The 19294-nt window shown below is 69.7% G+C and carries 18 protein-coding genes and 1 pseudogene; 14 read left to right on the plus strand and 5 right to left on the minus strand.

What is annotated here, in order from left to right:
- Window positions 1–9: 9 nt before the first annotated feature.
- Window positions 10–1758, minus strand: coding sequence for an ABC transporter ATP-binding protein (locus C8054_RS10300; RefSeq protein ID WP_107156526.1), 1749 nt, complete (start codon window positions 1756–1758; stop codon window positions 10–12).
- The gene (locus C8054_RS10305) at window positions 1755–3440 is read right to left on the minus strand and encodes an ABC transporter ATP-binding protein (RefSeq protein WP_199199670.1); all 1686 of its coding nucleotides are present in this window, start codon (window positions 3438–3440) and stop codon (window positions 1755–1757) included. Before C8054_RS10305 ends, C8054_RS10300 begins: the two co-directional genes overlap by 4 nt.
- A 232-nt stretch (window positions 3441–3672) precedes the next feature.
- Here C8054_RS10305 and C8054_RS10310 point away from each other — a divergent pair, with 232 nt between their 5' ends.
- The 11 genes from C8054_RS10310 (at window position 3673) to C8054_RS10360 (ending at window position 12992) form a co-directional block, all read left to right on the plus strand.
- The gene (locus C8054_RS10310; protein ID WP_107156528.1) at window positions 3673–4449 is read left to right on the plus strand and encodes a hypothetical protein; all 777 of its coding nucleotides are present in this window, start codon (window positions 3673–3675) and stop codon (window positions 4447–4449) included.
- Entirely contained in the window at window positions 4434–5504 is a 1071-nt protein-coding gene (locus tag C8054_RS10315) for a pyruvate kinase (RefSeq protein WP_107156529.1), read from the plus strand. Before C8054_RS10310 ends, C8054_RS10315 begins: the two co-directional genes overlap by 16 nt.
- Window positions 5494–5769: a phosphopantetheine-binding protein gene (locus C8054_RS10320; RefSeq protein WP_107156530.1), complete on the plus strand. Its 276-nt coding sequence runs from the start codon at window positions 5494–5496 to the stop codon at window positions 5767–5769. The genes C8054_RS10315 and C8054_RS10320 overlap by 11 nt, the downstream gene beginning before the upstream one ends.
- Window positions 5766–6923, plus strand: a complete 1158-nt coding sequence (locus C8054_RS10325) for a nucleotidyltransferase family protein (protein WP_107156531.1) — start codon at window positions 5766–5768, stop codon at window positions 6921–6923. Before C8054_RS10320 ends, C8054_RS10325 begins: the two co-directional genes overlap by 4 nt.
- A gap of 11 nt (window positions 6924–6934) precedes the next feature.
- The gene (locus C8054_RS10330; RefSeq protein ID WP_146179901.1) at window positions 6935–7924 is read left to right on the plus strand and encodes a nucleoside-diphosphate kinase; all 990 of its coding nucleotides are present in this window, start codon (window positions 6935–6937) and stop codon (window positions 7922–7924) included.
- A 169-nt stretch (window positions 7925–8093) separates the two neighbouring features.
- Window positions 8094–8558, plus strand: a complete 465-nt coding sequence (locus tag C8054_RS10335) for a flavin reductase family protein (RefSeq protein ID WP_233219567.1) — start codon at window positions 8094–8096, stop codon at window positions 8556–8558.
- A 261-nt stretch (window positions 8559–8819) separates the two neighbouring features.
- Complete coding sequence (locus C8054_RS10340; protein ID WP_107156534.1) at window positions 8820–9674, plus strand: hypothetical protein; 855 nt, start codon at window positions 8820–8822, stop codon at window positions 9672–9674.
- Window positions 9671–9949, plus strand: coding sequence for an acyl carrier protein (locus C8054_RS10345; RefSeq protein ID WP_233219568.1), 279 nt, complete (start codon window positions 9671–9673; stop codon window positions 9947–9949). Before C8054_RS10340 ends, C8054_RS10345 begins: the two co-directional genes overlap by 4 nt.
- Window positions 9946–11091, plus strand: coding sequence for an acyl-CoA dehydrogenase family protein (locus tag C8054_RS10350; RefSeq protein ID WP_107156536.1), 1146 nt, complete (start codon window positions 9946–9948; stop codon window positions 11089–11091). Before C8054_RS10345 ends, C8054_RS10350 begins: the two co-directional genes overlap by 4 nt.
- 2 nt (window positions 11092–11093) lie before the next feature.
- Entirely contained in the window at window positions 11094–12008 is a 915-nt protein-coding gene (locus tag C8054_RS10355) for an aminoacyl--tRNA ligase-related protein (RefSeq protein WP_233219569.1), read from the plus strand.
- Between the two features lie 87 nt (window positions 12009–12095).
- Window positions 12096–12992, plus strand: coding sequence for a hypothetical protein (locus C8054_RS10360; RefSeq protein WP_107156537.1), 897 nt, complete (start codon window positions 12096–12098; stop codon window positions 12990–12992).
- On the opposite strand, the gene C8054_RS31995 is transcribed toward C8054_RS10360, so the two are convergent.
- Window positions 12982–13122 carry a hypothetical protein gene (locus C8054_RS31995; RefSeq protein ID WP_158273835.1) on the minus strand — a complete coding sequence of 47 codons (141 nt, stop codon included), beginning with the start codon at window positions 13120–13122 and terminating at the stop codon, window positions 12982–12984. The genes C8054_RS10360 and C8054_RS31995 overlap by 11 nt on opposite strands.
- 4 nt (window positions 13123–13126) lie before the next feature.
- Between C8054_RS31995 and C8054_RS10365 the strand changes: the two genes are divergently transcribed.
- Together C8054_RS10365 and C8054_RS10370 are read left to right on the plus strand one after the other, a co-directional pair.
- A complete protein-coding gene (locus C8054_RS10365) occupies window positions 13127–13402 on the plus strand; it encodes a DUF6008 family protein (RefSeq protein ID WP_107156538.1) in 276 nt (91 codons plus the stop codon).
- A gap of 248 nt (window positions 13403–13650) precedes the next feature.
- Window positions 13651–15165 (plus strand): cellulase family glycosylhydrolase, encoded by a 1515-nt coding sequence (locus C8054_RS10370; protein WP_107156539.1) that lies wholly within the window; start codon window positions 13651–13653, stop codon window positions 15163–15165.
- A gap of 74 nt (window positions 15166–15239) precedes the next feature.
- On the opposite strand, the gene C8054_RS10375 is transcribed toward C8054_RS10370, so the two are convergent.
- Window positions 15240–16220 (minus strand): alpha/beta fold hydrolase, encoded by a 981-nt coding sequence (locus tag C8054_RS10375; protein ID WP_107156540.1) that lies wholly within the window; start codon window positions 16218–16220, stop codon window positions 15240–15242.
- A 355-nt stretch (window positions 16221–16575) separates the two neighbouring features.
- Window positions 16576–18543 (minus strand): ABC transporter ATP-binding protein, encoded by a 1968-nt coding sequence (locus tag C8054_RS10380; protein ID WP_107156541.1) that lies wholly within the window; start codon window positions 18541–18543, stop codon window positions 16576–16578.
- A 304-nt stretch (window positions 18544–18847) separates the two neighbouring features.
- Between C8054_RS10380 and C8054_RS32640 the strand changes: the two are divergent.
- Window positions 18848–19258, plus strand: a pseudogene (locus tag C8054_RS32640) (helix-turn-helix domain-containing protein); the annotation flags it as partial.
- Between the last annotated feature and the right edge of the window lie 36 nt (window positions 19259–19294).

The raw sequence follows: 19294 nt of genomic DNA on the forward strand, positions 1-19294 counted from the left end.
ACCCCTGCCTCATCCGTCCGTACGCTGCGCGCGGTGCAGCCGCGCATAGGCGCCGTCAAGGGCGAGCAGGCCGGCGTGGTCGCCACTTTCGACGATCCGGCCCTCGTCCAGCACGGCGATCCGGTCCGCGTCACGGATGGTGGCGAGTCGGTGCGCGACGATGACCGCGGTGCGCTGGTGCGTCAGCCGCCTGATGGCCTGCCGGACGAGGCGCTCCGTATGCGAGTCGACCGCACTGGTCGCCTCGTCCAGCACCAGCACCGCGGGATCGCGGAGGAAGGCCCGGGCGATGGTGACCAGCTGCCGCTCACCGGTGCTCAGATAGCCGCCGTCCTCGATTACCGTGTCGTAGCCGTCCGGCAGCGCGCGGATGATGTCGTCGACGTGGGCTGCGCGCGCTGCCGCCTCGATCTGCTGGCGAGTCGCGTCGAGCTGCCCGTACGCGATGTTCTCGGCCACCGTGCCGTGCCGTAGCCAGACGTCCTGCGGCACCAGCGCCACCACCGACCGCACCTGCTCGCGGGGCAGCGCACGCAGGTCCGCCCCGTCCAGGCGGATCGTTCCGTGGTCCGGGTCGTAGAAGCGGAGCAGCAGGTTGACCAGCGTCGACTTTCCGCCGCCGCTGGGGCCGACCATCGCCAGCGTCTCGCCGGGCGCGACCGTCAGGTTCAGCTCGCGGAGCACCGGGGTCGCCGGGTCGTACCCGAAGCGAATCCGGTCGAAGACCAGCTGACCGGCCGGCCGGGTCCGCTGGACCGCGACGCTGGGCCGGCTGTCCAGCTCGGGCGCGTCGAGCAGTTCGAAGATGCGGTCGAGGGACACCAGGCCCGACCGGATCACCGCGTTGAGCGTGGCGAGCTGGGTAAGCGGTCCGTTGAACTGGCGGGAGTATTGCAGGAACGCCTGGACCTCGCCGATCGTCACGGCACCGGCCGCGACGCGTGCGACGCCCACCACTGCGATCAGGACGAAGCCCAGGTTGGACAGCAGGGTCATGGCAGGTGTCACCAGTCCGCTGGTGGTCTGGGCCCGGAGCCCGTCGGCCCGGAGCCGGTCGTTGAGGCGCCGGAAGCCGCGCAGCGCCTCGCCCTGCTGCTGGAACGCCACGACGGTGGCGTGGCCGGTGTACATCTCGGCCACGTGTGCGTGCAGGTCACCTGAGGCGGCCCAGCGTGCGCCGAACCGCTCCTGGGCCCGTCTGCTGAGCGCGATGTTCAGGACGACCAGGACCAGCACCGTGGCCGTGATGACCGATGCGAGCAGCGGCGAGATGATGATCATCATGGTCAACAACCCTGCGCAGAGCAGCACCGAGTTGGTGATCTGGCTGATCGTCTGCTGCAGGGTCGCCGCGGCGTTGTCGACGTCGTTGGTGGCGCGGCTCAGCATCTCACCGCGTGGCTGCCGGTCGAAGTATCTGATCGGCAGGCGGTTCACCTTCGCGGCCAGATCGGTTCGCAGCCGGAGCACGGTTTGCTGGATGAGCCGACTGGTGACCCGGCCCTGCAACGCCCAGCAGGCCGCCGAGAGCACATAGGTGGCCGCCGCGAGCAGCAGCACGCGGGCGAGTGCGGAGAACGGGACGCCCCGGTCGCTCGTCACGCCCGCGACGATCAGGTCGGTGGCGCGGCCGAGCAGGGCAGGGCCGAGCACGTTGAGCGTCACGCTGGTCAGCCCGAGCAGGAACAGGCCGACGAACAACCGGCGGTGGGCACCCAGGCGAGCGGTCAGTCGCCGTGCCGAGTCCGAGCGCTTCACGCGGGTATGTCCATGACGTCGTCGTGGCTGGGCTCGGCCGCCACGATGTCGCGGTAGATGGCGTTGCCGGCCAGCAGCTCGGCGGGTGTCCCGAGGCCGACGATCCGCCCGGCGTCCAGCACGACGACGCGGTCGGCGTGCCGGATCACCTCGGCACGTTGGGTCACCACGATCCTGGTGGCGTTCGCGTGCGCCAGTGCCAGCGCCCGTTCCACCGCTGTCGCGGTGGTGTGGTCCAGCGCTGAGGTGACATCGTCGAGCAGATAGATGTCGGGGCGGCGGACCAGCGCGCGGGCGATGGCCAGTCGTTGCCGCTGGCCGCCGGAGAGGTTGGCGCCGCCGGGCCTCACCTCGGCCCGCAACCCACCGGGCAGCCGTTCGACGAACTCCCGCGCCTGCGCCACGTCGAGCGCCTCCCAGAGGTCCGCGTCGGTGGCCCCGGTGCGGCCCTGGCGCAGGTTCGTCGCGACGGTCCCGGAGAACAGCATCGGCCGCTGCGGTACGAGTGCCACCGCGCGCGACAGGACCGTGGGGTTGAGCTGCCGGACGTCGGAGCCGCCGACCAGCACCGCCCCGCTGGTGCTGTCCGCCAGACGCGCCACCAGGTGCAGCAACGTCGACTTGCCGCTTCCGGTCGCGCCGATCACCGCGACCTGCTCGCCGGGCCGGATGGTCAGGGTGACGTCCACGAGCACCGGCCGGGCCGCGCCCGGGTAGCCGAAACGGAGGGCACGCGTCTCGACCGAGCCAGGGGTGGGTTGCGCGGTCCGTGGCCGGGCCGGCGCGACGACGTCGGGCCGCTCGGCAAGCACCTCGCCGATCCGGACGGCGCACACCTCGGCGCGCGGAAGCGTGGTGAATAGGAAGCTGAGCGTCGTGATCGAGCTCAGCACCAGGGCCAGATAGCTGATGAAGGCGATCAGCTCACCGATCCCCAGGGAGCCCTGGGCGATCCGGCCCGCGCCGAGCCAGACGGTGACGGCGCTCAGCAGGTTCACCAGGAGAGAACCCGCCGGGAGCACCAGTGTGGACAGCCGGCCCGCGCGCAGGGCGACCCCGGCGAGCTCGGCCCCGGACCGCTGCAGGCGTTGCTCCTCGTGCGACTCGGCGCCGAACGCCCGGACGACGCGTACGCCGGTGATCTGCTCGTCGAACAGCCGGTCGATGACATCGATGCGACCCTGCACCACCGAGGTGAGGGGCCGCATGGCGCGGAGCACGCCGGTGGTCAGCAGCATCAGCGCCGGGATCGCGGCCAGCAGGATCACGGTGAACTGCACGTCGCGGAAGGCGGCGAGCACGATGCCGCCGACGCAGATCATCGGCACCGGCACCGCGACCGCGAGCAGCATCTGCAGCAGTTGCTGCACCTGCTGGACGTCGTTGATGGTGCGTACCGTCAACGAGGACGTCCCGAAGCGGGCCACCTGCGCGATGCTCAGCCGCTGGGCGGCGACGAAGACCTCCTCCCGCAGGTCCCGCCCGATCGCCTCGGCGATCGTGGTGGCCGTCCGTACGGCGACAGCGGCCGCGAGCGCCTGGACGACGGCCATGCCCAGCATCACCGCCCCGGTCACCGCGATCCGTCCGCGGTCCCCGAACGCCAGGCCATCGTCGACCAGGCGGGCGGTCAGCAGAGGCAGCCACAGGGCGGCTGCCGCCTGCACGAGATGGGACGCCATCACCACACTGGTGCGGCCCCAATGGTCACCGAGGCGGCGCAATATTGTGCCGATGCGCATAGCGGCGACACTACCCGCAGTCTGTTCGACCATGCCGTTCGCCGATGGCCACGGATGCGGAAACTTTGACGATCGTCTCGTCTCGCCGGCGAGACAGGACGTGTGCAGAATGGCGAAAGGTGCGCCACAGTGGTGCGAGATCTCCCGATGACCGGAGAGAGCGAGCCTTGGAATGATTACCGAACCCTCACCTGCCCCCGAATCGATGCGTATGAGGCGGTCGGCGCTGGACCGGATGGCGGTCTCCGGCACGGCAGTGAAATTGCCAGCATTTACCGACATCACGGTGCGGATCTCTGGTTACGGCGGTGATGTCACCGCTCCCGAACTGGTCAGCGCCGTGGTGGATCGGCTGCTGCGTCCGGCGGAGCGGCCAGCCGCCGGTGCCGCCGTGGTCGACGGTCTGCCCATGGCGGACGTCGCCGAAGGCCGCCGACTGCACCGTTTTCTGTTTTCCGCAGTGTGGGAAAAATTCGTCACCCGATGCGACGAGCTAAGTTCTTCCGCTACGCCGATTGTCAAGGAATCAGTGACCCGCGATGGTGTAATTCCGCCGGAGCAGTACGGCAGCCGCTGGAGCTTCAAGGCACTGCATACGGACCGTGATGCGATGCTCTTCTCGCACTTGTACGGTCCGGTCCGCGGGTTCGTCGGCGGCGAGTTTCTGCTGGTCGACGCGCGGGCCCTCATGCAGGCGCGAGAGCTGTCCTTCGACGATGCGTTCGAGTGGTCCGTCGAGCCCACACCCGGCAGCAAGCCGGTGCTGCGCGCGGAGTACGGCGACGCGGCGACACGTGAGTTCGGCATCAACCTGGGAGCTCCCGCACCGGGCCAGGTGTTCTTCGTCAACAACACCTACGGCGCCGGCATCCTGCACGGTGTCACCCCGGTGATCGCCGACGACCCGGGCCGCATGGTGCGCGAGTACCACCGATGCAGCGCGCGGTGACGGCCGTGAGCACAGCGACGGCCGCCGTACGGCGTACCCGGATAGTCGCAACCATCGGCGCAGCCAGCGCCGACCCCGCGTGCCTCGCCGCGCTGATCAGGGCGGGCGTGGACGTGGTGCGGCTCAGCATGGTCAACGGCAGCCGCGAACGGCACCTCGCCACGGTCCGTACCGTGCGGGCGGAAGCCGACCGGCAGGGCCGGACGGTCAGCGTCCTCGCGGACCTGCAGGGCCGCAAGAACCGGATTGGCCGCCTGCGTGACGGGGCGGCGCGGTGGGAGCCGGGCGAGAAGGTGGTCCTGGCCGCAGCGCCGGGCGATCTCGATTGGCACCGCACCTGGCTCATCCACGGCTGGCGAGCGGTGCCGCAGGCGGGCTCGCACGTGCTGATCGACGACGGTGCCGTGGTGCTGCGGGTGGAGGAGGCCGACGACAGCACCATGACCTGCACGGTCACGCAGGGTGGCACGGTGACCGACGGGCGCGGGGTGACCCTGCCGGGCCGGCAGCCGATTCCGGTGGGGCTGACCCCGCGGGACCGCGACGATGCCGCCTTCGCCCGTCACCTGGGGGCGGACATGATCGCGCTGTCCTTCACCGCCCATCCGTCCGACCGGGAGGCGCTGCACCGGATCGCGCCGGAAGCGGCGTTGATCGCCAAGATCGAACATCCGGATGCGGTACGCGCGCTCCCGCCGCTCATCGATGCCTTCGACGGGCTGATGGTGGCCCGGGGGGACCTGGCCCTGGAGATCCCGTTCGAGGACGTGCCGGTGGTGCAGAAGCAGGTCACCGCGAGCTGCGCGGCCCGCGGACGTAGCTCGATGGTGGCCACTCAACTGCTGCACTCCATGCGGACCGCGGCCAGTCCCACCCGCGCCGAAGTCGCCGACATCTTCAACGCCGTACTCGACGGTGCCGACTACTTGGTGCTGGCGGGCGAGACCGGATTCGGCCGCCGCCCGGTCGACGTGGTGGACGTCTGCCGACGGGTGATCGAACGCGCCGAACGCCACCGGACCGAACAGATGGAGAGGGAGACCCATGCCCGATAGCTGGCCGTCCGCCTTCGAGAAGATCATGCGTGCCCACCTGCCTCGGCTGGACCCGGCCGCCCCGCTGACCGCGACCCTGCGACCAGCCGATCAGGGCGTCGACTCGCTCGCCCTGGTGAGTCTGCTGCTCGAACTCGAGGAGGAGTTCGACGTCCCGGTGCCCGACGACGCACTGCTCGATCTCCACTCCGTCGATGTCGGTCAGCTCGCCGCCCTGATGGGCTGCGCCGGCAACGCACTCGGCGAAGCGGAGGTCGGCCGATGACCGGTCCTGAGCTCGAGCTGCCGGCGGAGGCGCGCCTCCTGGTCGCGCTGGCGCGGCTACGGCCCGACACCGACGTGCGTGGTCGGGTCCATGACCTGTTGACCCGACACGAGGAGTTCGACTGGGGACGGTTCGTCGATCTGGCGAGCCGGCACATGGTGCTGCCGCTGATCTCCCGGAACGTCCTGCGCAACCGGCTCTCGCACGACGACGACGGACGCCAGCAGATGCCCTACGCGTGGCTCTACGCCGACGTCTACCAGGGCACCCGGCGTCGGAACCTGGCCCTGAGCGACGAGTTCGGCTGGGTGCTCGGGCAGCTCAACGCCGCCGGGCTGCGGTATGTCATCCGCAAGGGCCCGGCCCTCACGGACGGCCTCTACCGGGATCCCGGCACCCGGCGGATTTCCGACCTCGACGTCCTCATCCGGCGTACGGATCTGCCCGTCCTTGCCGAGGTGGCCACCGCGGCCGGCTACGACGTCGGGAAAGTGACGCCCACGGGCACCCGGATCGCGCCCTTCGACCGGCGCACCACGCTCTATTGGCAGGTCAACCTGGGCAACGTGGCACTGCCCTATCTCAAGCTGGGACACCGGCCCGAGGTGGAGACCTTCATCCTCTCCCCGTGCTTCAGCCTCTTCCAGCCCAACGCCGGCCTGCCGCTGAGCCCCGACCCGTTCCTGGAGCGTGCGACGCCCACCGTGATCTATGGCCAGCCCGCCCGGGTGCTGGACCCCGCCGACCAACTCATCGACGCCTGCGTGCAGTTGCACGCCGAAGCGACCCTGCTCTACTACATCGAGAGCGACAAGGACCTCACCTTGCGCAAGTTCGTCGACCTCGTCGAACTGCTGCACGTCAGCACGGCGCAGGACCTGTCCCGGTTCCGTACTCGAGCACACGAGCTGGGCTGCGGGCCGAGCGTGCACTACGCCCTGCACTACACGCGGCAACTCTATCCGGAGGCCGTGCCGCCGGGGCTCGCCGAGGAGTTCCAGCCGGCCGACACGGCCTATCTCGACGAGTACGGCGGCTTCGACGGCACGCCGAAGCGGTGGGACGTCGGCTTCACCGAGCGCATGTTCGACCGCGGCCGGCGCCACGCCGTCGAGGTGCGCAGCAACGTTCCCGGCACGAGATCGAGCGTGTAGCAGTGTCATCGATGGTGGATGTGATCGATGCCCTGCCGCTCGACGATGGGGCCGTGACCCGGTTACGGGCGCGGCACGGCGAGCACTGCACGCCCCTCGCGTTTCTGCTGGTCCGGCCCGACGCAGTGCGACAGGGGTTGAGCTGGGCGATCCTGGACGAGCTTCGCCGGGAGGGCCTGACGCCGCTGGAGATCGGTGTGGTCCGGCCACACCCTCGGCAGCTCGAGGAGCTGTACCTGTCGACCCAGATCCGGATGGCCGAGGCGGGACAGCGACCCATGTGGTGGTACATGCCCCGCTACTACGAACTGGCGCCTGCGGTCGCGGTGCTGCTGACCGGTGGGCCGAACGAGACGGGAGCGGCCGAGCGGCTGACCGTGCTGAAGGGCCCGGCCAACCCGGCGCAGACGCGTCCGGGGCAGCTCCGCTACCGCTACCGGTCACAGAACATGCTGATGTCGATCGTCCACTCGTCGGAAGACGCCGACAGCGCGATCCGGGAGGCGTGCCTGTTCTTCGGCGAGCAACGGGTCGACGAGGCGATCAGCCGACGTTGCCCGGCCGTGCTCGACGCCGCCGAAATCCCGGCCGTGCCGGCGATGCTGCCGACCTTTCACCAGATCGTGGCCGCCACCCAGATCGCCCTGCTTGACCGGCTCCAGCCGCGCATCGAGTGCCGCCGGGAGGCAGTCATGGTGCGCACCGCCCTCCAGCAGGCGCACGGCGGTGACCTGACGGACCCGGTCTACCGACGCCGGACCCGGGCGTTGCGGGCACCGTGGCGGTACGCCAGCCCGCTGCGCGAGGAGCTGAGCAGCCGCCGCGACCCCGAGTCCGTCTATCTCACCTGGTCGATGCAGATGTCGCAGACGGCGGCCACCTTCGGCGACGGTGTCGTCGACCACCTGCGGAACCTGCGCGTGGACCTCGACGACTGGGCGGAGACGGTTCTGGTCAGCGGCTGGGGCTTCCACTCCCTCATAGAAAGGACAGGGCCATGACCGAGCCGAGCACCTCCCGCGTCACCGGCAGCAGACGCGACATCGGCACCGCGCCGGGTGGGCCGCCGAAGCTCACCCCGGCCAGTTGATCGGCTGAGCCGTGACAACCGACTGCTCGCCACACCACATGTCATCCGGACGGCCGGACGCTGACGCCTTCCGGGAGGTGATGGCGCTGTTCCCGACCGGCGTCGTCGCCGTCACTGCCCAAGGCGACGACGGCCCGACCGGCTTGACGATCGGGTCGTTCTTCTCGGTGTCGATCCACCCGTGCCTCATCGGGTTCTGCGTCAACCGTTCGTCGCGCACCTGGCAACGGATGAGGAAATCCGTCCGACTGTGTGTGAACGTCCTCGCCGAGGACCAGCACCGGGTCAGCAGGATTCTGGCCCACCAGGTGGATCCCGAAGGCTTCGCCCTGGTCAGTTGGCCGGCGAACGGTGCGGGCATACCGGCCGTTGCCGGCGCGCTGGCCTGGATCGCATGCGACGTCGTCGACCTGCACGATGCCGGCACGCACTCGGTGGTCATCGCAGCGGTCGGTGACCTGGCCATCGTCCGATCCGGCGGCCCGCTCGTCCACTGCCAACGCCGCTACCACTCGATCACCCGCATTGTCGCGCCCACGTCGTAGTTCGTGCCTAGGCCATCCCGCCAGCGAAGGAGAAGACATGCTGAACCTCCGTGCCGATGCCGCGCGTTCGGCGGCCGACGAGCCCCGGGACACGGTCCCATCGATGGCGACCGTCCGTCACCGACGTCCGCGACCGGTCGGCCCGGCAACCCCCACCACGACTGGCCTGGCCGCCACAGCCCGGCCGACGACGACGGCATGACAACGTCCACCAGACCGAGCATCGTCATTCGAGGCCAGGCACCCTTCGGTACCTGCTTCATGCAGGCGGTCGCGGCGGTGGCCACCGAGCACGGAGTGCCCGACGCAGCGGCTCGACTCGGGCCCAGCTGGGGTTTTCGGCGGCTGGCGGGACATCGGCTGGGCGGCGGGGAACGGTGGCTCGCGGGCACGGCCCGGCTCACCGGTCTGCGGCTGCAACGATTCGCGCAGACCGACTGGGCCGAGCTGGCCCAGGCCGAGCGGGCGGCCCTGGCCGACTCGGCGCAGCTGATCGTGGCGGTCGACTCGTTCGACATCGAGTCCCCGTACCGGGATCACGAGCACCTGACGCACGCGTTGGTGCTGCACCGGTACGCCGGAGACGAGGTCGTCGTGGCCGACATGACGAACCGCCCTGAGCCGCACTCGCTCCCGCTGCACGTGTACCAGAAGACCCGGCTCAGCCCGGTCGCCGGCGGATTCGGCATCGTCTGTCGCGGCGTCGTCGGCGTACCCCCGCCGTCCGACATCGTGGCGGACAGGTTACGAGCAGAGCTGCCCGCACACAGGGTTGAGCTCGCTGTCCTGGAACAGTTCATCACCGACGTCCGCGAGGGACGCACCGGCCCCGACGTCGACATCGCGGACGTGGCCGCCGAACGGCTGGCACTCAGCCAGGTCGTCGCCCCGCCGAACGGACCAGACGATCGGTGGACGCCGGTAGCCGACGCGTTAGCCGATCTGTCCCACCGTTGGTACATCGTGCACGCGATGGCCTGGGCGGCCACCCGCGGCACCGGCACCCTTCGGCCGGCCCGACTCGTCCGCATGCTCACCAACCTGGCGACCCGCGAAGCCGACCTGAACACCCGGCTGAGCGCGATCATGCAGGTCGGCTCCCCCTGTCCACGTTGACCGATGAGGAGACGCCAGTGGAAGACCGTATATCCGCACTCGTGTTGCGGTTCGCCCAGCTCGATGCCGCGGCGGATGCCCTCGACCCGAACACCGACCTGTGGGACGCAGGCATGTCGTCGATGCACAGCGTCAGCGTGATGATGGCCGTCGAGGAGGAGTTCGGCGTCGAGTTCACCGAAGGGCTACTGACCCGCGCGACGTTCACCTCGGTCGCGTCCATCGCACGCGCGGTGCGGAAGCTGCGCGACTCGGATCCGGCGGTGGCCCGATGACGGCCACGGTGACGGAAACGCCGAGCGACGTGGTGGCCGCCGCCCGACACGTCGCTGCCACCCTGGCAGAGCATGCCGACTCAGTCGACAACGAAGCGGCCTTCCCTGCGGCGTCGGTCGCGGCACTGCACCGGGCCGGTCTGCTCGCGCCAGTCCTCGATCGCTCCCTGTCGGACCTCGTCGCGATCGCCGCCGAGCTGGGCAAGGCGTGTGGCTCCACCTCGATGATCTGGGCGATGCATCAGGTCCAGCTGGCCTGCGTCGCCCGCCACCACGGTGGATCCGCGCCGTTACGCACCGCGCTCAAGGACATCGTCGTCGACGGGACACTGATCGCCTCCGTCACCTCAGAGGCCGGTATCGGCGGCAGCCTGCGTACCAGCGGCGCGGCTCTGGAACGCCACGGAGATCGGGTCCGCCTGACAAAGCGGGCACCCACCGTCTCGTACGGCGCTTACGCCTGCGCCTATCTGGTCACCGCCCGGCGGGACGCGCAGGCCGCGGCCGGCGACCAGATCGCTGTGCTCGCCCCGGCGGACGCCTGTGCGCTCACGCCGGCCGGACCCCCGTGGAATCCCATGGGCATGCGGGGCACCTGTAGTCCGGGGTTCGAGTTCCACACCGAGGTGCCGGCCGGATACGTCCTGACCGACCCCTTCGAGCGGATCGCCAGCGCGACCATGGTGCCGCTGTCACACCTGCTGTGGGCAGCATGCTGGTTCGGCATCGCCGCTGCCGCGTTCCGTCGTGCGCAACAGGCCGTCCGGGGACGCATGCGCGGCAACCCCGACCTGGTCGATCCGCGGCTGGCGGAGGCCGCCGGGCGGATGGACCAGATGGGGGCCGCGCTAGCAACCACCGTCCGCCGCTTCGAGCCGATCTGGGCGGACCCGGGTGCCGTCGACGAGCACGGTGGCCCCACCCTCACCTTGGCCGTGAACAACCTCAAGGTCACTGTCTCCACCCTTGCCGTCGACGTCGCGGTTGCGGCCCTCGAAATCTGCGGGATGCCCGGCTATGCCGAGGCCGGCCCCCTATCGGTCGCTCGGCCGCTGCGCGACCTGTACTCCGCTCGCCTCATGATCGGCAACGAGCGCCTGATGACCGCCAACGCCCGACTCAGCCTATGGAAACGAGCCTAGCCGTGACCGACACCTCCACCGCGGCCCAGCCGCACCTGTCCACCGCCGATGCCGCCCTCATCCCGACCGAGACACCGGGCATCGCCGTCGCCAACCGATCCTTCGACGCGATCGTGGCTGCCCTGCGATCGGCGCTGCTGACGCTAACCGCACCCCAGCAGCCGGTGTCAGTGGCCGTACCACCGGTCATCGCCCGGGCCCTGCTGGAGCGGGTCGGCTACGTCGACGGGTTCCCGAACCTCCTGGGAACGGTACACAGCTTCGCGGGCAGTCCCGCGCGCTGGCACGAGTTGCAGCTCGCCCGGGACGAACAGAATGCGCCGTGGCACACCGCTCAGCAGATCACCGACGTAGCGGTGCTGCCGGCGACGTGCTATCACCTCTATCCGCTCTTCGAGGGGAAGGACCTGACCGAGCCGGTCGTCGTCACCGCGGAGGCGTACTGCTACCGCAACGAGGGCACCCATGAGCACGGCCGGCTCCGGAGCTTCCGGATGCGGGAATTCGTCCGGATCGGCGTGGCCGACGAGGTCACGGAATGGCGGGACGCCTGGGTGTCCCGCGCCGAACGGTGGCTTGGCGACCTCGGCCTGGACGTGTCAGTCGTGCCGGCCTCGGATCCGTTCTTTGGTGGCGCCGGCCGGCTGATGGGTGCCACCCAGCGCGAACAACAGCTCAAGTGGGAACTGACGGCACCGGTCGGTGACGGTGCGGTCCAAGCTGTGGCCAGCGCCAACTACCACAAGGACCACTTCGGGACGCCGTTCTCGATTCGAATCGGCGGCGAGACCGCACACACCGCCTGCGCCGCGTTCGGCCTGGAACGCATCACCCTCGCCCTGCTCGCCGCGCATGGCCCCGATCCTGCAAGCTGGCCGGCCCGCGTCCGCGCCACCCTGGCGGTAGATCCGCGGTGACCGGCCCGCCTCGCCGCGCTGGTGGCTCCTTCGACGGCTCGCCAGATCGTCGGCAATTCGACGGTTACCGCAGGAAGGTGAGGCGCGATGACGTACCCGGCTCCGATCCCACACGCCCAGGGCGTCCAACACCTGTGCTGGGCGCCGCTGACGGGTTGGCGGTGGATCCGGGCCAACCCCGGCCACGAGGAGCTGCCCGGCGGTCGGGTGGTCCGAGTGGTCACCGGCCTTCGGGCGTACCGCTGGGACCGTGGCCGCGTCTCACTCTTCCGCCCCCGTGACTACACGGGGCTCATCCGGCGGGCCTGTCGTGAACGCTGCATGCCGGTGGTGCCGGCCTCGCTGTTGCTCGCAGCCGCCGAGGAAGCGGTACGCCGCGCCGACCGTATCCCCGGTGGGGCATTGGACTCGCTGCATCTGACCGTGGAGCTGCGCGAGGAGGCACCCGGCCCGGGACAGCGGCGGTACTGCTGCCGACTGAGGCCGGTGATCGAGCCGTACGCCGACCGGTTGTTGCCGATCACACTCCAGATCGACCACTCTGTGGCGGGCTTGGAAACCACCCACCATCCGTTCTTCGTTTTCGGTGACTCACGCAACGCGCGGGTATTCAGCCCGGTGCTGAGCGACGGTCCCACCATTGCCCGGGACACCGTCGAGCAGCTCACTCGGATGCTCGGCTTTCCCCTGCGTGAGGCGAATCTCGGCCTCCATGCCTGGCGTGAGCTGATCGAGAAGGGTGCGGTGCGCGAGGCCTTCGCCTGCAGCGCTGCCCCCTTGGTCGCACCCGTGGCGGTGGTGGAGTCCCCAGTCGGCAAGATGCGAGTAGGCGATGGCCAGCCCGGCTACGTGACCATCAACATCCGGCGGGCGATGGCCCGGCTGGTACACGGGGCAATGCGCGACGCGCTGGGATGGAGTCATCTCGTGCAGCCGCCGTGCTCAGCTCGGCGAGGACGTCAGACAGGACGACTTAGGCGCTGAGCGCAGGATCGCCGCCGCGCAGCGCGTCCATGACGAGGTCGAGCAGGTGGCTGCTGCGGGTTTCGACGTTCTCATCCGGGTTGATGCGCCAGAGGAAGCCGACCAGAAGCAGGAGGTCGTCGGCGGTCACGTCAGTGCGAACTTCGCCCGCCTACTGGCAGGCGCGGACGCGTCTGCTCCTGCGCTGCCACTTCGCGCCAGTCGGGCCCGCACACCTCGCGGACGCCGATGGGCTCGGGCTGGCCGACGGGTTCGGGCAAGTGGACGCGACCAAGGCCTCCCTGGGCACGGAAATCCTGCATCTCACCGGCAACTTCATCTTCCTGGCCGGCCTGGCCGGGATCATGCTGATAACGAAGCGGGCGACCAAGGTGACGGACGATCGGATGGTTGTCGCTTCCTTGTCGTGAACTGTTCGGCCGGATGCTGGAGGAGTCGTTCCGTCACCGGCCGGGTCCTTGCTCCTTTCATGCACGAGCATCTATCCTTTGGCGACCCCTCGACCGCCAGCGTAGGCAGTCGAATATCGTCGAATCGCTTCGACAACCCAGCGTGACGGTGGGCTCGAAGACAGGAGATTTTCGTGAAATCCACATTCAGAAAGGTTCAGTTCGCCTTACTCTCCGGCGTACTGGCGCTGGCCGGCTCCGCAGCCGCGATGACGAGTTCCGCGTCCGCGGACAACATCGCCCAGCTGAACGCCACCCAACTCGTCGCCGACATGGGGGCGGGCTGGAATCTGGGGAACGCCCTGGAGGCCAACGCCAACGGCATCCCCAGCGAGACGGCCTGGGGCAACCCGGTCGTGACGCAGGCCTTCATCGACCGGGTGAAGGCGGCCGGATTCAAGACGATCCGCATCCCTGTCTCCTACCTGGGGAACATCGGGGCCGCCCCGAACTACACGATCAGCGCCGCCTGGCTGAACCGGATCCAGGAGATCGTCGACTACGCCTACGGTCGCGGCCTGTACGTGCTGATCAACATGCACGGCGACGGCTACAAGACCGTCACCGGCTCGTGGTTGATCTGCGACTCGTCGAACCAGACCACGATCAGGGAGAAGTACCAGAAGGTCTGGCAGCAGGTAGCGACCAGGTTCCAGAGCTACGGCGAGCGCCTCGTCCTCGAGTCCATGAACGAGGAGTTCGACGGGCAGTACGGCAACCCCACCCAGCCGTGCTACTCGAACATCAACGCCTACAACCAGATCTTCGTGGACACGGTCCGCCGGACCGGCGGGAACAACACCTCGCGCTGGCTGCTCATCCCCGGCTGGAACACCAACATCGACTACACAGTGGGCAACTACGGCTTCGTGCTGCCGACGGACCAGTACCGGTCGTCGTCCGTGCCCGCCAACGAACAGCGGCTCATGATCTCCGTGCACTACTACGACCCCTGGGACTTCGCCGGCGAGGAGAACGGCACCATCACGCAGTGGGGGCCGGCCGCCACCAATCCGGCCCGCAAGTCGACCTGGGGCCAGCAGGACTTCATGGACACCCAGCTCAAGAAGGTGCGCGACACCTTCGTCTCGCGCGGATACCCGGTGTTCGTCGGTGAGTACGGTTCGGTCGACAAGACATCGGTCGACTCGACGAACAACAGGTACCGCGCGGACTACGCGCGCACGCTGGTGTCCACCGCCAAGAAGTACGGGGCGGCCACCGCCTACTGGGACAACGGCTACAACGGCGCGTACGGGTTCGGGCTGTTCAACCGCAGCAGCGGTGCGGTCACCCAGCAGGGCATCATCGACGCCATCATGAGCGCTGTCGGCACCACCCCGACGACGCCGCCGACCACCACCCCGCCGACGACCCCGCCGCCGACCACCCCGCCGCCGACGACCCCGCCGCCGTCGAACGGGCGGTCCTGTTCGGCGTCGTACACGGTGACCGGTTCGTGGCAGGGCGGCTTCCAGGCCGAGGCGCGGGTGACCGCCGGTGGCTCGGCGATCAGCGGTTGGACGGTGACCTGGACGTTCGCGAACGGGCAGCAGGTGACGCAGGCGTGGAGCGCGACGGTGACCAGCAGCGGCTCGACCGTCACCGCCCGCAACGTCAGCTACAACGGTTCGCTCAGTGCCGGCGGTAGCACGACCTTCGGCTTCCTGGGCTCGTCGAGCGGCACCAACGGCGTACCGTCGTTGGCCTGCGCGGCGAGCTGACGGGCCGGGTGGGCGACGGCGCGATGTCCGTCGCCCACCCGTCCGGAGCCTCAGCCCGGCTCAGCTCGACCCGCTCAGCCGAAGAACGCCCGCAGGTGCTGGACGAGCACCTGGGGCTGCTCGTCCACGAAGTAGTGCCCGGTGTTGTCGATCTGGACCAGCTGCACGTTGGTGGCCTGCTGGGTCAGCGTCGCGGCGAAGCCCGGGTAGAAGATGGGGTGGGCGATGCCCAGGACCGGGACGGTCACCGGCGAGTACGTCTCGTTGTCGACGATGTCCTGACCCAGCGCCTTGTACCAGCCGTTGCCGCCCCGAATGGCGTCCGGTGTCGAATAGGCCAGGGCGTATACGGCCCGGTCGAAATCGTTGATCGCGGCCTTGTTGACCAGGAGGTTGTCGAACATCCAGTCGATGAGGAACCGGGACCGGCCGGTGATGAGCTGCTCCGGCAGTTGCGACACCTGGTTGAAGGCGAACCACCAGGGGTGGAACGGGGCGCCCGGTGCCGGCAGCATGCGGAACTCGTAGTAGCTGCTGTTCGGGTGATCCACGTCCAGCATGGCGATCTTGTTGATGACCGAGGGGTGGTTCGCCGCCATGCTGTAGGCGACCATCGACCCCATGTCGTGACCCACGACGTTCACCTTGGCGTAGCCCAGCGCACCGGCCAACGCCGCGATGTCCGCCGCCATGGTCTTCTTGTCGTAGCCGGACGCGGGCTTGCTGGAATTGCCGGCGCCGCGCAGGTCGACGGCGATCACGCGGTACCGGGTGGCCAGCGCGGGCATCACCTTGTGGTACTCCCACCACGTCTGCGGCCAGCCGTGCAGCAGGATCAGGGGTTCCCCGCGCCCACCGGCGACGTAGTGCAGCCGGATTCCGTTGACGTCCGCGTACCTGCTCGTGAACCCCCCGGGAAGGGAGGCTGCGAGGTCGGCGGCGGACGGAGCGGCGATCCGCGCACCGTCGGTGGACGGTGCGGCCTGCGCCGCGGTGCCGGTCGCCGCCGCGGCGACCGCGCCGGCCCCGAGCGCGATCAGCTTCCTTCTGTTCATGGAAGACACGCATGCTCCAGTTCTCTAGACGGTGCCAAGGATCTTTACCGACTTCGGCAAATGCAGGCTCGTGACAAGGCCACTCATGCCCGATGGTCGATGGGAAATGACCGATGAGACCTATTTTCCTGCGCCTGCGTCCGATGGTCGGGACTGCCATCAACGGGAATGCCGTCAACGGGACAGACGACGATCTTAACCACATTCGCGGGCGTGCTTCGAGTTGATCTCGTGATGCACTGAGTTGATGTTGTTCGGTCGTGGCCGGCCCACCATTGGGTGAACCAGGTATCGGCGCAGGTCAGTGTATAAGTGCCACTACCCGGGTCGGCGATTGTGGTGGAGGCGGGACCCGTCAGGCGGAGGAGGGCTGGCGGGGAAACGTCGTGGCCGGCGTGGTGGTGTCGTAGCCGGCGGCCTGGAGGGTGAACAGCTCGGCGTAGCGGCCGCCGGCGGTCATCAGATCCCGGTGCGTACCCGCCTCGACGAGGCGCCCGTGGTGCAGGACGTAGATGCGGTCGGCATGCCGGACGTTGGCCAGCCGGTGGGTGATCAGGATGGTGATGGCGTGTCCCTGCCGGTCGCGGATGGCCTGGAACAACGCGTCCTCGGCGCGGGGGTCGAGCGCGGAGGACGGTTCGTCCATGATGAGCACGTCGGCGTCGCGCAGGAACCCACGGGCGGCGGTGATGCGCTGCCACTGCCCGCCGGAGAGGTCCTGCCCGCCGGCGAACGTACGGTCGAGCAGCGTCTCGTACCCGTGGGGCAGCTCGCTGATCATGTCGTGGGCGACGGCCCGGGCCGCGGCGGCGGTGATGCGGTCCTGGTCCGCGGCGGTGGTGACGTCGCCGATGGCGATGTTCGTGGCGGCGGTGAACGGCCACTTGTGGTACTCCTGCGTGACGACCGCGATCCGGGACCGCAGCGCGTCGGTGTCCCAGTCGTCGCGCGGCCGGTCGTCGTAGCGGATGGTGCCGGCGGTGGGCGTACGCAGGGTGGCGATCATGGTGGCGAGTGTGGACTTGCCGGAGCCGTTCTCCCCGACGAACGCCACCGTCTCGCCCGACCCGATGGTCAGGGTCACCTCGTCGACGGCGGCGGTGTCGCGGTCGGGGTAGCGCAGGCTGACCTTCTCGACGCTGATCGTCCGCAGTCGTCTCGGCGTGGTGCGAGGCGCGGCCGGGTCCCGGGGCGCGGGGAGGTGGTCGGCGGCTCGCGTCATGAAGTCGCTGTAGTCGCGGAAATGTTGTCCCTCGGTGTAGACGCGGTCCACCTGGAAGGTGACCACTGCCAGCGACCGCTGCGCGGCCTGCACGGCGATGACGCAGGTGGCCGCCGCGGCGAGGGGGATCTGGCCGTCGACCAGCAACAACCCGAGCAGGACGTAGACCGCCGTGGTGGCGATCCCGCCGATCATCGCCCCGACGGTGGTGGTCGTGGTGACCCGGCGGGCGAGCGCGAGCTGGATACGGGTCTCCACCGCCATCACCCGGTCGTACTGGTCGAGCAGGAACTGCCGCAGACCGTAGGAGCGCAGCTCGGGGGCGGAGTCGCGTTCGGCCATCAGCCGGTGCAGCAGCCACAACCGCCGCCGTCGCACCGAGCCCGCGGCGTACGTCTGGTAGCGGAGGTGCCCGGCGCGCAGCGACGCCCACCCGTTCGGCACGGTCGCGACCAGCAACGCGAGCAGCAGCAACGGGTGGACCACCACGACGGCGACCGCGACCGCCACCACGCCGGCGAGCCCGGCGAGCAGGTTCATCGCCGCCTGCACCAACCCGGTGGTCGAGTCCGCGCCCCGGGAGGCGCGCTCCATGTCGTCGGCGAACGCGTCGGCGTCGAAGGCTTCCAGCCGGACCGCCGTGGAGACCTCGAACAGGCCACGTTCCACCTCCCGGTCCACCTTGGGGGCCAGCCCGTTCTGCGCGTACCCCATCGCGGTGGCCATCCCGGCGCGCAGCGCGGTCGCCGCCGCGAGCGCGGTCAGCGCGGGCAGCGCGGCGCGTACCTTGTCGCCGGTGGGTCCGCCGGCGAACAGCTCCACGAGCACCCGCTGCGTGGCGAGGAGCCCGAACGCCGCCATCACCCCCGCGCCCACGGTCGAGGCCGCCACGATGGACGTGCGCAGCCGATCGGCGCGCCAGCTCACCACGAGGGCGGCCCGGACCAGACGGGGCAGCTCGGTGAACACGGCGAACAGCCCGGCCTGGGCGCGGGCGCGCACGCCGGTCTCCCACCACATCTCCCGCAGTTCCGGCAACACCGGGTCGACCTCCGACGCGGGGGTGGGCGAGGCGGAATCGGCACGGTCGGGTTCGGGCATGACGGATCCTCCCAACGACGGGCGGGCGGGCCGGTGGCGTGGACGTGCGACGGCGCGGAGAACGGCGGGTCGGGATCAGGGCCGGTCGCCGCGTATGCAGGCACCGTATGACGCCGATCGGCCGACACGCCCGTGACACCGCCCACCGACAATGTCGGTCTCTGCCGACATCACCTCCGACACCGCGGCCGGACCGGCAGCGACCGGCGGCCGCTGCCGGCCCGGTGCGCGGACTTGGAAAATGTCACAGCGGGTCGTTACTGTCGCCCCTCACCGTGACCGCTCGACGCCGGGGTGGTGGCCGATGGACGACCGCGACGAGATCGTCGCCGCGCGCCGCGCGCTCGGCCGTCGGCTCGCCCACCTGCGTAGGGCCGCCGGCCTCACCCAGCACCGCCTCGCCCCGCTCGTGCGGTACGCCCGCAGCTCCATCGCCAGCACGGAAACCGGCCGGCAACACCCCGACCGGGCGTTCTGGTGCCGGTGCGACACCGTGCTGCGCACCGGCGGCACGCTGACCGCCGACTACGACCGCATCGCCGAGTTGGGTCTGCGTCGCCGACGGGTGGGCACCGAACGGCCCGCCGGCGCGGGGCGCGGGGAGCTCGGCGGACGCGTCGCCGTCCACCTGTCGGGCCTGCTCGCCACGCTCGCCCGGGACCTGCGGGCCTTCCGCGCCGCCCGCGCGTACGCCACCGAGGCGTTCGACCTGGCCACCGCCCACCTGCGCGTCGACGATCTCGAACAGGCC

The sequence above is a fragment of the Micromonospora sp. RP3T genome (assembly GCF_003027925.1).
In the GTDB taxonomy this organism is placed as follows: Bacteria; Actinomycetota; Actinomycetes; order Mycobacteriales; family Micromonosporaceae; genus Micromonospora.

Excerpts from the sequence above, each read along its gene's own strand:
- C8054_RS10330 (WP_146179901.1), top strand. The coding sequence starts at position 6,935 with ATGGTGGATGTGATCGATGCCCTGCCGCTCGACGATGGGGCCGTGACC.
- C8054_RS10325 (WP_107156531.1), top strand. The coding sequence starts at position 5,766 with ATGACCGGTCCTGAGCTCGAGCTGCCGGCGGAGGCGCGCCTCCTGGTC.
- C8054_RS10360 (WP_107156537.1), top strand. The coding sequence starts at position 12,096 with ATGACGTACCCGGCTCCGATCCCACACGCCCAGGGCGTCCAACACCTG.
- C8054_RS10340 (WP_107156534.1), top strand. The coding sequence starts at position 8,820 with ATGCAGGCGGTCGCGGCGGTGGCCACCGAGCACGGAGTGCCCGACGCA.
- C8054_RS10350 (WP_107156536.1), top strand. The coding sequence starts at position 9,946 with ATGACGGCCACGGTGACGGAAACGCCGAGCGACGTGGTGGCCGCCGCC.
- C8054_RS10315 (WP_107156529.1), top strand. The coding sequence starts at position 4,434 with ATGCAGCGCGCGGTGACGGCCGTGAGCACAGCGACGGCCGCCGTACGG.
- C8054_RS10310 (WP_107156528.1), top strand. The coding sequence starts at position 3,673 with ATGATTACCGAACCCTCACCTGCCCCCGAATCGATGCGTATGAGGCGG.
- C8054_RS10305 (WP_199199670.1), bottom strand. The coding sequence starts at position 3,440 with ATGGCGTCCCATCTCGTGCAGGCGGCAGCCGCCCTGTGGCTGCCTCTG.
- C8054_RS10380 (WP_107156541.1), bottom strand. The coding sequence starts at position 18,543 with ATGCCCGAACCCGACCGTGCCGATTCCGCCTCGCCCACCCCCGCGTCG.
- C8054_RS10320 (WP_107156530.1), top strand. The coding sequence starts at position 5,494 with ATGCCCGATAGCTGGCCGTCCGCCTTCGAGAAGATCATGCGTGCCCAC.
- C8054_RS10370 (WP_107156539.1), top strand. The coding sequence starts at position 13,651 with ATGACGAGTTCCGCGTCCGCGGACAACATCGCCCAGCTGAACGCCACC.
- C8054_RS10375 (WP_107156540.1), bottom strand. The coding sequence starts at position 16,220 with ATGAACAGAAGGAAGCTGATCGCGCTCGGGGCCGGCGCGGTCGCCGCG.
- C8054_RS10335 (WP_233219567.1), top strand. The coding sequence starts at position 8,094 with ATGGCGCTGTTCCCGACCGGCGTCGTCGCCGTCACTGCCCAAGGCGAC.